The sequence below is a fragment of the Streptomyces sp. NBC_01446 genome (assembly GCF_026340095.1).
Taxonomy (GTDB): Bacteria; Actinomycetota; Actinomycetes; order Streptomycetales; family Streptomycetaceae; genus Streptomyces; species Streptomyces aureus.
Map to the genome: position 1 here is coordinate 5,726,037 of NZ_JAPEPO010000001.1, position 12,233 is coordinate 5,738,269.

The 12,233-nt window shown below is 71.7% G+C and carries 16 protein-coding genes; 1 reads left to right on the plus strand and 15 read right to left on the minus strand.

Annotated features, from left to right (window positions below):
- Nucleotides 1–250 precede the first annotated feature (250 nt).
- The 13 genes from OG456_RS25625 to OG456_RS25685 all read right to left on the minus strand — a co-directional run bounded on the left by OG456_RS25625 (nucleotide 251) and on the right by OG456_RS25685 (nucleotide 10,133).
- Nucleotides 251–1,288, minus strand: coding sequence for an MCE family protein (locus tag OG456_RS25625; protein ID WP_266564841.1), 1,038 nt, complete (start codon nucleotides 1,286–1,288; stop codon nucleotides 251–253).
- Nucleotides 1,285–2,520, minus strand: coding sequence for an MCE family protein (locus OG456_RS25630; protein WP_266564843.1), 1,236 nt, complete (start codon nucleotides 2,518–2,520; stop codon nucleotides 1,285–1,287). The genes OG456_RS25625 and OG456_RS25630 overlap by 4 nt, the downstream gene beginning before the upstream one ends.
- Nucleotides 2,521–2,525: 5 nt before the next feature.
- Nucleotides 2,526–3,329 carry an ABC transporter permease gene (locus OG456_RS25635; RefSeq protein ID WP_266564845.1) on the minus strand — a complete coding sequence of 268 codons (804 nt, stop codon included), beginning with the start codon at nucleotides 3,327–3,329 and terminating at the stop codon, nucleotides 2,526–2,528.
- Between the two features lie 3 nt (nucleotides 3,330–3,332).
- Complete coding sequence (locus OG456_RS25640; RefSeq protein WP_266564847.1) at nucleotides 3,333–4,103, minus strand: ABC transporter permease; 771 nt, start codon at nucleotides 4,101–4,103, stop codon at nucleotides 3,333–3,335.
- Entirely contained in the window at nucleotides 4,100–5,044 is a 945-nt protein-coding gene (locus OG456_RS25645) for an ABC transporter ATP-binding protein (protein ID WP_266564849.1), read from the minus strand. Before OG456_RS25645 ends, OG456_RS25640 begins: the two co-directional genes overlap by 4 nt.
- 110 nt (nucleotides 5,045–5,154) lie before the next feature.
- Nucleotides 5,155–6,168 (minus strand): RNA polymerase sigma factor, encoded by a 1,014-nt coding sequence (locus OG456_RS25650; RefSeq protein WP_266564851.1) that lies wholly within the window; start codon nucleotides 6,166–6,168, stop codon nucleotides 5,155–5,157.
- A gap of 223 nt (nucleotides 6,169–6,391) precedes the next feature.
- Nucleotides 6,392–6,667, minus strand: coding sequence for a DUF1876 domain-containing protein (locus tag OG456_RS25655; protein WP_266564853.1), 276 nt, complete (start codon nucleotides 6,665–6,667; stop codon nucleotides 6,392–6,394).
- 87 nt (nucleotides 6,668–6,754) lie between these two features.
- On the minus strand, nucleotides 6,755–7,648 hold the full coding sequence (locus OG456_RS25660) for a glycosyltransferase family 2 protein (RefSeq protein WP_266564855.1): 894 nt from the start codon (nucleotides 7,646–7,648) through the stop codon (nucleotides 6,755–6,757).
- Nucleotides 7,649–7,741: 93 nt separating this feature from the next.
- Nucleotides 7,742–8,332 carry a GrpB family protein gene (locus OG456_RS25665; protein WP_266564857.1) on the minus strand — a complete coding sequence of 197 codons (591 nt, stop codon included), beginning with the start codon at nucleotides 8,330–8,332 and terminating at the stop codon, nucleotides 7,742–7,744.
- On the minus strand, nucleotides 8,332–8,889 hold the full coding sequence (locus tag OG456_RS25670) for an MOSC domain-containing protein (RefSeq protein ID WP_266564859.1): 558 nt from the start codon (nucleotides 8,887–8,889) through the stop codon (nucleotides 8,332–8,334). The genes OG456_RS25665 and OG456_RS25670 overlap by 1 nt, the downstream gene beginning before the upstream one ends.
- 112 nt (nucleotides 8,890–9,001) lie before the next feature.
- Nucleotides 9,002–9,175, minus strand: a complete 174-nt coding sequence (locus tag OG456_RS25675; RefSeq protein ID WP_266564861.1) for a hypothetical protein — start codon at nucleotides 9,173–9,175, stop codon at nucleotides 9,002–9,004.
- Complete coding sequence (locus OG456_RS25680; protein WP_266564863.1) at nucleotides 9,172–9,537, minus strand: MazG-like family protein; 366 nt, start codon at nucleotides 9,535–9,537, stop codon at nucleotides 9,172–9,174. Before OG456_RS25680 ends, OG456_RS25675 begins: the two co-directional genes overlap by 4 nt.
- Nucleotides 9,538–9,560: 23 nt before the next feature.
- Entirely contained in the window at nucleotides 9,561–10,133 is a 573-nt protein-coding gene (locus OG456_RS25685) for a DoxX family protein (RefSeq protein ID WP_266564865.1), read from the minus strand.
- A gap of 187 nt (nucleotides 10,134–10,320) precedes the next feature.
- Between OG456_RS25685 and OG456_RS25690 the strand changes: the two genes are divergently transcribed.
- A complete protein-coding gene (locus OG456_RS25690) occupies nucleotides 10,321–10,644 on the plus strand; it encodes a nuclear transport factor 2 family protein (RefSeq protein WP_266564867.1) in 324 nt (107 codons plus the stop codon).
- Nucleotides 10,645–10,665: 21 nt separating this feature from the next.
- On the opposite strand, the gene OG456_RS25695 is transcribed toward OG456_RS25690, so the two are convergent.
- Both OG456_RS25695 and OG456_RS25700 read right to left on the minus strand, forming a co-directional pair.
- Nucleotides 10,666–11,562, minus strand: coding sequence for a PhzF family phenazine biosynthesis protein (locus OG456_RS25695; protein WP_266564869.1), 897 nt, complete (start codon nucleotides 11,560–11,562; stop codon nucleotides 10,666–10,668).
- Nucleotides 11,563–11,681: 119 nt separating this feature from the next.
- Entirely contained in the window at nucleotides 11,682–12,143 is a 462-nt protein-coding gene (locus OG456_RS25700; RefSeq protein WP_266564871.1) for a lamin tail domain-containing protein, read from the minus strand.
- Between the last annotated feature and the right edge of the window lie 90 nt (nucleotides 12,144–12,233).

Sequence of the window (12,233 nt, forward strand, 5' to 3'; positions counted from 1 at the left end):
GGCAGCAGCCGTATTTTCGGGAGTCTGGGCGGGTCGATGCGGACCTTGACCAGCGGCTCCGGGCGGGGCGGGCGGGGTGCCCGGTGCGGCAGCAGCCGTATTTTCGGGAGTCTGGGCGGGTCGATGCGGACCTTGACCAGCGGCTCCGGGCGGGGCGGGCGGGGTGCCCGGTGCGGCAGCACCCGTATCTTCGGGAGTCTGGGCGGGTCGATGCGGACCTTGACCAGCGGCTCCGGGCGGTTCTTGCGGGTCACGCGCCGCACCTCGCCCTCGCCACGTGCAGCCGGGGATCGAGCACCTGCTTCGTCTTCGGCAGCACGATCCGGCCGTCGAAGTCGCAGAGGTAGAAGTTGAACCACGAGCCGTAGGACGCCGTCCCCGTCAGCGCGTTGAGTTTGTTCGGCAGCCGCTTCAGGACGCCCTCCACGGTGTTCTCGTTCTTGTTCAGCGTTCCGGTGAGACCGGTCAGCTCGGCGATGTCGTCTTTCAGGGGCGGACGCGCGTCCTTGAGCAGCCCCGAGGTGGCGTCCGTCAGGTCGCCGATGCTCACGAGCGACTGCCCGATGGGCTTGCGGTCGGCGGAAAGTCCCGAGACAAGGCGCCGCAGCTGCTTGAGCAGCCCGGAGAAGCGGGCGCCGCGCTTGTCGAGCGTCCCAAGCACGGTGTTGAGGTTGTCGATCACCGAGCCGATCAGCTTGTCGCGGCCGGCCAGGGTCGTGGTGAGCGAAGCCGTGTGCATGAGCAGGCTGTTGACAGTGCCGCCCTCACCCTGGAGGGTCCGGATGATCTCGGTGGCGAGCTGGTTGACGTCATCGGGACTGAGCGCGGCGAACAGCGGCTTGAAGCCGTTCAGCAGCGTGTTGAGGTCCAGCGCGGGCTGCGTGCGCGACAGCGGGATCGTCGCGCCGGGCCTCAGCCGGGTGGCGCCTCCCGCGCCCTCGGTCAGGGCGACGTAACGCTGTCCGACAAGGTTCCGGTAGCGGACGACCGCGCCCGTGCTGTGCAGCAGCGGGCGGTCCGCGCCGACGGTGAAGGTGACCTCTGCCAGCGTCCTGTCCTTGATCCGGATGTCCTCGACCTCGCCGACCCGTACGCCGGCCACCCGGATGTCGTCGCCCTTCTCCAGGCCTGTGACGTCGCTGAACACGGCACGGTACGTGTGCTCGGGGGTGAAGGAGATGTTGACGATGGTGGCGGCGAGCAGGGCCGTCGCCACCATCGTCACCAGCGCGAAGAGGCTGAACTTGATCAGCGGCGCGGCGGCCTGCCTGGCTCCCGACTTCCTCATGCGACGCTCACCGCCGTCCCGCGCGCCATCGGCCCGAACAACAGGGTCGCGACCGGCGGCACCTCGTCGGCGGGCACGCCCAGGACCGGCGCCACGAGCGAGCCGACGGCACGCTGCTCGGCCCGGGTGGCGGACACGTCGGCCGGCCCGGATGGACTCCCCTTCTTCGAACCGTCGTCGAGGTGGACCCCGGGTGCGGGCACCGGAGGATGGGGCAGGTCACGGCAGTTGCGCCCGGACCTGTCGGCGTAGCGGGGATACTCGCCGGGCTCGTACGCGCCCTGCTGGCGGACGACTTCGAGCGTGATGTGCATCTTTCCGCCCTTGAAGGCCTGTTCGGAGGCCTGCTCCTCGCGCACCAGGCCGGCGAGGAGGCAGGGGTACTCGGGGGAGTAGCGGGCGAAGACCCCGAGCGTGGGGCGGGAGACCCGGCCCAGGGTGATCAGCCGGTCGCCGTTCGCATCGAGGAAGCCGTCCGCGGTGCCCGCGGCGGTGGCCGTCGTGGTGAGGGCGGCCGCGAGCCGGTCCCGCTCCTCGACGATGGTGCGGCTGGTGGTCACGGTGTTGCGCAGGATGCCCATCAGGTCGGGTGCCGCGTCGCCGTACACCTCGGCGACGTCGGCCAGCCGGGCGAAGTCCTCGGTGAGGGAAGGAAGATGGGGATTGAGCCGGTGCAGATAGTCCTCCACCCGCGTGAGGTTGTCGCCGATCCGGTCGCCGCGCCCTTCGAGGGCGGTGGCGAACGCGGAGAGCGTGGCGTTGAGCTTGCCGGGCCGCACGGTCCGCAGCAGCGGCAGCAGGTCGTTCATCAGCTGCTGGAGCTCGATGCCGACGCGCGTGCGGTCCTGGGTGATGACATCCCCGGCACGGATGGGCCGGGCCCAGGGCCGCGCGGGCGCGACCAGGTCGACGTACTTCTCGCCGAACAGCGTCTTGGGCAGCAGTCGCGCGTGCACGTCGGACGGGATGGACGCGACGTACTCCGGCTTCAGCGCGAGGTCGAGCGTCGCCTTCGTCCCGTCCGCGCGCACCGCGCGCACCTCACCGACCAGCAGCCCGCGCAGCTTGACGTCGGCGCGCGGATCGAGCTGGTTGCCGAGGCTGTCGGCCTCCAGCGTGATCCGTACGACCGAGGTGAACACCTGCTGGTACGCGGCGACGGACAGGGACAGCAGCAGCGCGAGCACGGCGAGGAACACGACGCCGTACAACCGCAGTCTCAGCACTCTCATACGGCTCACCCGGCAATCCGCACAGTGGTGTTGGCGCCCCAGATCGCGAGCGACAGGAAGAAGTCGAGGACGTTGATCGCGACGATCGAGGTACGCACGGCGCGGCCCACGGCGACGCCGACGCCCGCCGGGCCGCCGCTCGCGTAGTAGCCGTAGAAGCAGTGCACCAGGATGATCAGGACGGCGAAGACCAGCACCTTCCCGAAGGACCACAGCACGTCGACCGGCGGCAGGTACTGCTGGAAGTAGTGGTCATACGTGCCCGCCGACTGCCCGTAGTAGCCGGTGGTGATGGTGCGGGCCGCGAAGTACGAGGACAGCAGCCCGACGACGTACAGCGGGATCACCGCGACGAAACCGGCGATCATCCGGGTGGTCACCAGGAACGGCAGCGAGGGCACGCCCATGACTTCGAGGGCGTCCGTCTCCTCGCTGATCCGCATCGCGCCGAGCTGGGCGGTGAACCCGGCGCCGACCGTCGCGGACAGCGCGAGCCCGGCCACCAGCGGGGCGATCTCCCGGGTGTTGAAGTACGCCGACAGGAACGCCACGAAGTTGGACGTGCCGAGCTGGTTCAGCGCGGCGTACCCCTGCAGGCCCACCTCCGTGCCCGTGAAGAACGACAGAAAGGCGATCACGCCGACCGTGCCGCCCACGACGGCGAGGGCTCCGCGCCCGAAGCTCACCTCGGCGAGCAGCCGCAGGATCTCCTTCTTGTAGCGGCGCAGCGTACGGCCCGTCCACGCCAACGAACGGCCGTAGAAGGAGAGTTGACTGCCCAGCTCCTCCAGACTCTTCAGCAACACCATGCCTCAGCCCCTCTGCGGAACGATCTGGAAGTACACGGCGGTCATCACGAAGTTCGTCACGAACAGCAACATGAAGGTGATCACCACCGACTGGTTCACCGCGTCGCCCACACCCTTCGGGCCGCCCTTCGCGCTCAGTCCCTTGTACGAGGCGACGATCGCGGCGATCGCGCCGAAGACCAGCGCCTTGATCTCCGCTGCCCACAGGTCGGAAAGCTGGGCGAGCGTGGTGAAGGAGGCGAGGTAGGCGCCCGGAGTGCCGTTCTGCAGCACGACGTTGAAGAAGTAGCCGCCCGCGACGCCGACCACCGACACCAGACCGTTGAGCAGCACCGCCACCAGCATCGAGGCCAGCACGCGGGGGACGACAAGGCGGTGGATGGGGTCGATGCCGAGGACCTGCATCGCGTCGATCTCCTCACGGATCTTCCGCGCCCCGAGGTCCGCGCAGATCGCCGTGCCGCCGGCGCCCGCGATCAGCAGCGCGGTGACGATCGGCGAGGCCTCCCGCAGGACGGCGAGGACCGAGGCGGCCCCGGAGAAGGACTGGGCGCCGAGCTGCCGGGTCAGGCTGCCGATCTGCAGCGCGATGACCGCGCCGAACGGGATGGACACCAGCGCCGTCGGCAGGATCGTGACGCTCGCGACGAACCACGCCTGCTGGATGAACTCCCTCGCCTGGAAAGGACGTCGGGGAACGGTCCGGACGACATCCAGCGCCATCGCGAAGAGGTTCCCCGACTGCCGGAGCGCGCCGGTCGGTGAGAGGTTCATGCGTCGGCCGCCTCCTTGCGGTGCAGCTCGGCCTCGCGCCGCGCGATCGCCTCCCAGCGGGGCGGGCGGGTGATGCCGGGGCCCGGCAGCAGGCGAGGCGTCATGTCGTTGCCGACGTGGCGGGCCTTGCGGTCCACGGCGCCGAGCCGGGCCAGCTCCTGCTCCACCTGGGCGGCGTCCTTCTCCTCGGCCATCCCGATGGGGCCCTCCATGCGGCCGTTCAGGAACTGCCGTACGACGGGCTCGTCGCTGGTGAGCAGCTTCTCGCGGGGCCCGAACATGACCAGTTCGCGCCGGAACAACAGGCCGATGTTGTCGGGCACCTGGCGGGCCGAGGCGATGTCGTGCGTGACGATCAGGAAGGTGGCGTTGATCTGCGCGTTGAGGTCGACGATGAGCTGGTTCAGGTACGCGACACGCACCGGGTCGAGGCCCGAGTCCGGCTCGTCGAACAGGATGATCTCCGGATCGAGGACCAACGCCCGCGCGAGACCGGCCCGTTTGCGCATCCCGCCGGAGATCTCGCCGGGCAGCTTCTCCTCCGAGCCGATCAGGCCGACCATGTCCATCTTCTCCAGCACGATCCGCCGGATCTGGCTCTCGGACTTGCGGGTGTGCTCACGCAGCGGGAAGGCGATGTTGTCGTACAGACTCATCGACCCGAACAGCGCGCCGTCCTGGAACAGCACGCCGAACAGCTTCCGCACCTCGTAGAGGTCGTGCTCGCGCAGCTTCGTGACGTCCCGGCCCGCGATCTTCACAGAGCCCCGCTCAGGCTTCAGCAGCCCGACGAGCGTCTTGAGGAACACCGACTTGCCCGTGCCCGAGGGACCGAGCATGACCGAGACCTCCCCGGCGGGCAGCGTCAGCGACACGTCCTGCCAGATGACCTGGTGACCGAAGGACTTGGTCAGCCCTTCCACACAGATCTCGACACCCATCCGGTCCACCCTTCGACCCGCGGAGCTCCCCCGACATCTGCTCTACGGGGAGGGGCGGGGCGTCCGTCGCGGCGGGGGCGGATTTTTTCGGGGGTCCTGCGACGACGGTTCTACGGGAGTGCGGTCGTCGGGGTCGGGACCGCGGACGTGGCGGCGGGTGCATGGGGGAGCGCGGGGACGCGCGGCAGGTCTGACACGTCGGGGACAGCGGGGACTTGGGGGACTTGTGGGACACGGGGGACGGACGGCACCGGTGCCAGCGAGGCGTCCGGCAGGGACGGCGCCGACAGCGGCAGCAGCGACCGGTCGTGCTCGCGGGGTGACACCGTAGGCGTCGCCGTCGGAGACGGCGAGGCGGCCGGCGGATCACGCCTGTCGTCCGGGGTGACCGGCCGGCCGACGCCGTCCGGCCGGACGGTCTCCGTGGCCCCCCGGTCCGTCTGGGAGACGGAGGACCGGGAAGCCGCGCCGCCGGGCCCGGCACCGTCGTGTACGTACGGCAGCACGAACCCCGCCACCGCCAGCGTCGCGGCCGTCGACGTCACCGCCACGGCCTGCGCGTGCCCGCCCGCACGCAGCTTGCCGCGCCCCCACAGGAACAGAGCCAGGCCCAGCGTTCCGGCCAGGGAGTTGCGAAGGGTGCGCCGAGCTCGGGCGAGCAGCGACTCGACGGTGCGATAGCTCAGCCCCATGCGTACGGCGACCTGGCCGACATCGAGGTCCTCGGACTTCAGCCGGAGTGCCTCGGCCTGGCGCGCGGGCAGCTCCCCGCTGCGTACGGCCAGCCACCTGGCCTCGTCCCGGTCGCACACCGCTTCCTCGACGGGCACCGGGCCCGGCACGGCGAGCGTGGGGCTGCGGTGCACCTCGGCCTCGCGGTTGACCTGGCGGTACCGGTCGACGCACAGCCGCATGGTCACGGTCGTCAGCCAGGCGCCGAGGCGCTCGTCGTCCAGATCAGGGCGCTCCGCGGCGCGCAGCATCGCCTCGTGCACCGCGTCCTCGGCGTCCTCCAGGCTCATCGACCTGCGCCGGGCCACCTTGAGCAGTTGCTCGCGGTGGCTCCACATGTGCTGCCAACGTTCGTCGGCCGCTCGCGTCTGTGCGGGCATGTCCGTCGCCATGAGAGCCCCTTCGCACTCGCCCGCCGGTTCTCGTGCCGTCCGGCGGGTGGCGACATTACCGCCCAGTATCCGCAGTTGTGGAGGGGGAGGAGCCCATCGAGTCCACACCGTTGCAGGTCAGTGGTTCGGCCCGAGCCTCTCCGTCACCGTGTGGAACCGCGCGGTGACGGAGGACGCGCTGGCGCGACCCCTGGGCCTCCGGAACCCCAGCTCCCCGGATCCCTCAGCGCAACGCGTGCGACGTACGCCCCGACGCCTCGTCGATCTCGTCGTGCGCCTTCGTCAGCATCTTCATCGCCAGCTCGTTGAGCGCCCTCGCTCCCGCGACCTCCTCGCCGACCCGCGGCTGGTTCGCGTCGGAGGGGTGGCGGCTCGCGTAGCCATGGGCCCGTACCTCGCTCCCGTCGGGGAGCCGGACGAGCGCGGCGGCACGCGTGCGGTGTGTGTCTTCCTCGAATTCCAGCTCGACATGCCATCCGACAGCGGTCTGTGCCGACATCGTGATCACCTCCGGGACTGCTATTACCAGGGTGCGCCTGTCGGGCTCCCGACGCACCACGTCCCGCCCCGCCGCCTGCGAACCGGCTCAGATCACCGGCGGCCGCCCGAGCCGCGTCATGCGCCACGCGGTGCGCCAGCGCATCGGCCGCCGGCCCCCGCACGGCGTGCGCACGCCCTCCACGAAGCCGCCCGCCCACGCGCGCAGACCTCCGGCGGACCGGGTGCGGGCGAGCGTGAGGAGGGTCCAGGTGCCGAGGTAGAGCGGGATCAGGGGGAGGGGGAGCCGGCGCCGGGCCAGCCAGACGCGGTTGCGGGCCGTCATGCGGTGGTAGACGGCGTGCCGGGCGGGCGAGGTCTTGGGGTGCTGGAGCAGGAGCGACGGCTCGTAGACGACCTTCCAGCCGGCGTCGAGGGCGCGCCAGGCGAGGTCGGTCTCCTCGTGCGTGAAGAAGAAGTCGGCGGGCCAGTCGCCGGTCTCGGCGAGCATCCGCATCGAGAACGCGTGGCCGCCGCCGAGGAACGCCGTCACCTCACCGCCCCGCATCGGGTCCTTCGCGCGCAGCCGCGGCACGTGGCGGCGCTGCGTCTCGCCGTGCTCGTCCGCGATGCGGAAGCCGACGATGCCGAGGCGCGGGTCGCCGGCGTACAGGTCGCGGACGGTACGGAAGACGTCCGCGTCGACGAGGAGTCCGTCGTCGTCGAGCTCGACCGCCACGTCCACGTCGCCGAAGTCGCGCAGCCACGCCAGGGCGACGTTGCGGCCGCCGGGGCAGCCAAGGTTGTCGTCGAGTTCGACGGTCGTGACGGTGAAGGGCAGGCCGGAGCCGGTGAAGTCGGGCAGCGGCGAGCCGTTGCCGACGAGGACGACCCGCGTCGGCGGCACGTCCTGCTTCGCCACCGCCGTCAGGAGGGCGTCCACCTCCCTGGGCCTGTTGCCCATCGTCACGATCGCGACGCCCAGACGCGGCGGTTGCTCCACGGCCGACTCCCCATTTCCTCGGACATCCCGGTGCGGTGCCCGCGATCGTATCCGTTCACCGGGAAGTCACCGGGCAGCCAGGGGGAGTTGGGATCAGGTGCCGGGTTCCGCCGTCCACCCCGTCTCGGCCGCCCAGGGTTCCGCGACCGTCACCACCAGGTCGACCACCGGGTCCTTCACGTCGGCGTAGGTGCCGGTGTCGGAGACGCGGGAGGCGAGGGCGTACTTGAAGTGGGTGTAGGCCGTGACCGCCTCCGGGTGGGTGCGGAACCAGTCGCGGAAGAGCAGGGCCAGGCGTTCGTTGGGGGAGCCGGCGAGGCGTACGTGCAGGTTGACCGGCTCGGCGGGTGTGCCGCGCCGGGACCAGAAGCGCTTGGCCCAGAGGGTCGGTACGTCGTCCCGGCCCGCCGGTACGTGGTCCCGGCGGTAGGGGGAGAGCCGGAAGCCCAGGTCCGCGAGGGGGCCCGCGAAGGCGGCCTCCGCCTCGTCGAGGTCGGCGACGCTCACCTGGAGGTCGTAGACGGGCTTGGCCGCCATTCCGGGGATCGACGTGCTGCCGATGTGTTCCGTCCGCAGGGCCAGCGGGCCGAGCGCCGCGCCGAGTTCGGCGCACAGCGCGCGGCCCCGCTCCGGCCAGGCCGCGTCGTACGGGGCGACGACGGGGATCTCCGGCTCGGGCATCATCAGACGGCTTCCAGCGCGACGTGCGGCTCGGCCGGCAGGACCACGCGGATCGCGTCGCCGGGGCGCACCACGCCGCCGGTCCGCACCACGCTCATGATCCCGCCCTTGCGGACGACCGCCCCGTTCTCGTCGCGCCCGACGACCCGCTTGAGCAGCCCGTCCTGGAAGTGGTCGATCTGCAGGCAGGGGTTGCGCAGGCCCGTGACCTCGACGACGGCGCCGCCCTCGCCCAGATGCAGGAGCGTGCCCGCGGGCAGTGCGAGGAGGTCGATGCCGGTCGTCGTGACGTTCTCCCCGAGGTCGCCGGGAGCGACGTCGTGGCCCTGCTCAGCGACCTCGGCGAACAGTTCCTCGTGCATCAGGTGGACCTGCCGCAGGTTCGGCTGCGTCGGGTCCTTCGCGACGCGGGAGCGGTGCTTGACCGTGACGCCCGCGTGCACGTCGCCCTCGACACCGAGCCCGGCGAGCAGCGTGATGCTCTCCCGGTTCGGCTTCGTGAAGGAGTACGTCTCGTTGCTGCTGACCGCGATGACCTCGCCGCCGTCGAACCTGCCCATGCCGGGCCCCCGTTTCCGCGCCGGTGATCCCTGCACCGGCCGCCTGATCCGTGATCCCGGCCGTCCGGACCGTGATCCACGCCGAGCCTAACCCCGCCGGACCCGAGGGGCTTCAGCCCGTGTGCTCCGCGATCTGCGCCGCCACGTCACCCGGCGCCCGCTCCGTCGTGTCGACGACGGTCGTCGCGCGCGACAGCCGGGGCAGCGCGTCGGCGTACGGCGCGACGAGCTCCTGTGACGTGGTGGTCCGGCCGGCGACGAAGCTGCCGTTCAGCCGGACGGTCACGCGGTGAGCGACCTCTCGGCCACCCGGCGCAGATGCGCCGCCAGCACTTCGGGGGCCCGAGGGGTGAGCGTGCGCAGGGCGACCAGGGCCGTCACCACGACGTCGCAGAGTTCCGACTCGACGTCCTGCCAGGAGTGGCTCTCGCCCTTGCGCGGGTTCTGGCCCGTCGCGCCGATGACCGCCTGGGCGACCTCGCCGACCTCCTCCGACAGCTTCAGCATCCGCAGCAGAAGGGCCTCGTCCGCGCTGCGGCGGTTGTGCGATTCGAGCCAGGCATGCAGCCCGTCGACGGTCTCCCACACGCTGTCGTACGTGGGCGGGGCGAGGTCGTGCCGGGCGCTGGGCCGCGTGGTGTCGGACATACCCGCAGCCTGCCACGGACGGGCTACTCGTCCGTGGCGTCCAGGGAAACCTCCTCCGGACCCGGCTGCGGACCCGGCCCGCGCACCCGCTTGTTGCGCGACGCCACGACCGCGAGCGCCGCCGCGGCGCTGCCGACGAGCGCGGCCGGGACCATCCAGTGCCGGTCCAACGCGTGGCCGAGTGCGTGGTCGAGGGAGTAGCGGCCCGCGCCCGTCACAGCGAGGCCCGCGGCGACGAAGCCGAGGAAGGCCGGGTACTCGTAGCCGCCGCCCATGGCGAAGAAGCCGTTGGGCGCGTGCACCGCGGCGGCGCCGGCCATCGTGCCCGCCGCGGCGGCCCCGCCGACAGGCGTGGCGAGGCCGAGGGCGAGCAGGACGCCGCCGCCCGCCTCGCCGGCGCCGGCGGCCAGGGCGCTCGCCTTCGGCGGGGCGTAGCCCATGGCCTCCATCGCGGCGGTCGTGCCGTGCAGGCCCCCGCCGCCGAACCAGCCGAGCAGTTTCTGGGCTCCGTGCGCGGCGAGCACACCGCCCGTGCCCACGCGCAGCACGAGCAGTCCCAGGTCTTTGCGGTCCACACAGGTCTTGTGACAGGTCATGGTCCTACGGTCCGGCAGGCGGGGCCGCGGCACCCGGTAAGCGGGCCCGTTCGGGTGGCGGGTCCCGGGCCGCGGTGTGAGTCTGGGCCGGGGGCCCGGACCCCGTGCGGCCGGGCTCCCGCCCCGGCGACGAACGACCGGAAGGTCCGGCACCGTAGCGCCGGAAGGAGAGGCAGGAGACGGCGTAATGCCCATCCAGACAACCAAGCTCAGCGACCCGGCCGTCCGGGCCTTCGTCACCGCGGTGAACGCCCACGACCGGGAGGCCTTCCGGGCCGCCCTCGCGCCCGGCGCGACCATGTCCGACGACGGGTCCGACCGGGACATCGAGGAGTGGACCGGCCGCGAGATCTTCGACTCCCACGGGCACATGGAGATCGAGAAGGAGTACGCGCACGGCCTGGCCCTGACCGCCCTCTACCGCAACGACGCCTGGGGCGAGATGCGGACGAAGTGGCAGTTCGTCGTGGCGGGCGGCAAGGTGACCCGCTTCGAGACCGGCCAGGCGTAACTCCCCGGTCGGCACTCCCGGTCAGCCGGGAATCCGTACCGCCGCGCCGCTCACCCGGACCCGAGGGTCGCCCTCGCGCAGTGTCACCGTCAGCTCGCCCGGGCGGCCCATGTCCTCGCCCTGATGGAGAGTGAGGACCGCCTCGGAGGGGACGAGTCCGAGTGCGCGCGCGTACGCGCCGAACGCGGCCGCGGCGGCGCCCGTCGCCGGATCCTCCACGACGCCGCCGACCGGGAACGGGTCACGGGCGTGGAAGACGAACTCCGAGGCGCGCCACACCAGTTGGACCGTGGTGAGGCCGAGGCGGTGCATCAGGGCCTCGAGGCGCGCGAAGTCGTAGGAGAGGTCCGCGAGCCGCGCGCGGGTGGCGGCCGCGAGGACGAGGTGGCGGGCGCCCGCGTACGCGATGCGCGGCGGGAACGCCGGGTCGAGGTCGGTGGCGGGCCAGCCGAGCGCGTCGAGCGCCTCGGTCAGGTCTTCGGGCGCCACGTCGGTGATGTGCGGCTCGACGCTCGTGAGCGTCGCGCGCGGGGTGCCGTCGGCGCCCTGGGCGACCGTCACCGGCACCTCGCCGGCCTGCGTGGCGAAGAGGTAGTCGCCGGGGCCGTGGATCTCGCCGAGCGCCACGGCCGTCGCCACGGTGGCGTGCCCGCAGAACGGGACCTCGGCCTTGGGGCTGAAGTAGCGGACGGTGTACGAGCGCTGCGCGCCGCCGGGCGCCGGGGTGCCGTCGGACGCGGGGGTGCCGCCGGGCGCCGGTGTCAGGAACGCCGTCTCGCTGTATCCGAGCCGCGCCGCGGCGGCGAGCATCTCCTCGTCGTCGAGCGCACGCGCGTCGAGCACGACACCGGCGGGGTTGCCGCCCGCGGGGTCCGTGGTGAAGGCGGTGTAGCGCAGCACGTCGGAGTTGGTGTTCATGACGGGGGAGCGTAGCGCGGGCAGCCGCAGCGCGGCCCGGGTTCTCCTGCGGTCCCGTCGGCAGGTCCCCCTGCCCCCGGGCCGCGGAACGGCTGCCCGCCTTCCCCCTCGGAAGTGGCTCAGTGGCAGCTGATCCCGCCGGGCCCGTCACCCCATGAGCAGGAGTCGAGCTGGGTGCCGCTCGGCTTGATGAGGCGGGCCTTGTCGCCGGTGTTGTTCCAGACGTACGAGCCGCGGCCCCAGTAGCGCACGCCGGAGGCGTTGGTGCCCTTGCCGGTGCGGACCTTGACGGTCTTGCCGGCGCCGATGTTGTAGCTGCCGAACGTGTACGTGTAGCCGGTGTTGTCCTTGAGCTTGTAGCCCTTGAGCTGGATCGCTGAGCGGGTGTTGTTGTGGATGTTCACCCACTCCGCGTTCAGCGACGAGTTCGACCGGTTGTCGCTGCCGGGGCTGTCGTACTGGATGTAGCCCAGGTGCAGACCGCCCTGGTGGGCGGCCGCGGAAGCCGGGGACGCGGCGAGCAGGGAGACCGACAGGACGCCGGCCGCCAGGGCGGCCGAGGCCGTGGAACGTATGCGCAAGGTGTGCTCCGAATGTGAAGTTCTCGTGGAGAGGTCCTGAGCATACGGGCCGCGCTGCCCTGAATTAGGCCGGTAGGTCCCATTCCGCTT

Excerpts from the sequence above, each read along its gene's own strand:
- OG456_RS25625 (WP_266564841.1), bottom strand. The coding sequence starts at position 1,288 with ATGAGGAAGTCGGGAGCCAGGCAGGCCGCCGCGCCGCTGATCAAGTTC.
- OG456_RS25630 (WP_266564843.1), bottom strand. The coding sequence starts at position 2,520 with ATGAGAGTGCTGAGACTGCGGTTGTACGGCGTCGTGTTCCTCGCCGTG.
- OG456_RS25635 (WP_266564845.1), bottom strand. The coding sequence starts at position 3,329 with ATGGTGTTGCTGAAGAGTCTGGAGGAGCTGGGCAGTCAACTCTCCTTC.
- OG456_RS25640 (WP_266564847.1), bottom strand. The coding sequence starts at position 4,103 with ATGAACCTCTCACCGACCGGCGCGCTCCGGCAGTCGGGGAACCTCTTC.
- OG456_RS25645 (WP_266564849.1), bottom strand. The coding sequence starts at position 5,044 with ATGGGTGTCGAGATCTGTGTGGAAGGGCTGACCAAGTCCTTCGGTCAC.
- OG456_RS25650 (WP_266564851.1), bottom strand. The coding sequence starts at position 6,168 with ATGGCGACGGACATGCCCGCACAGACGCGAGCGGCCGACGAACGTTGG.
- OG456_RS25655 (WP_266564853.1), bottom strand. The coding sequence starts at position 6,667 with ATGTCGGCACAGACCGCTGTCGGATGGCATGTCGAGCTGGAATTCGAG.
- OG456_RS25665 (WP_266564857.1), bottom strand. The coding sequence starts at position 8,332 with ATGATGCCCGAGCCGGAGATCCCCGTCGTCGCCCCGTACGACGCGGCC.
- OG456_RS25670 (WP_266564859.1), bottom strand. The coding sequence starts at position 8,889 with ATGGGCAGGTTCGACGGCGGCGAGGTCATCGCGGTCAGCAGCAACGAG.
- OG456_RS25680 (WP_266564863.1), bottom strand. The coding sequence starts at position 9,537 with ATGTCCGACACCACGCGGCCCAGCGCCCGGCACGACCTCGCCCCGCCC.
- OG456_RS25685 (WP_266564865.1), bottom strand. The coding sequence starts at position 10,133 with ATGACCTGTCACAAGACCTGTGTGGACCGCAAAGACCTGGGACTGCTC.
- OG456_RS25690 (WP_266564867.1), top strand. The coding sequence starts at position 10,321 with ATGCCCATCCAGACAACCAAGCTCAGCGACCCGGCCGTCCGGGCCTTC.
- OG456_RS25695 (WP_266564869.1), bottom strand. The coding sequence starts at position 11,562 with ATGAACACCAACTCCGACGTGCTGCGCTACACCGCCTTCACCACGGAC.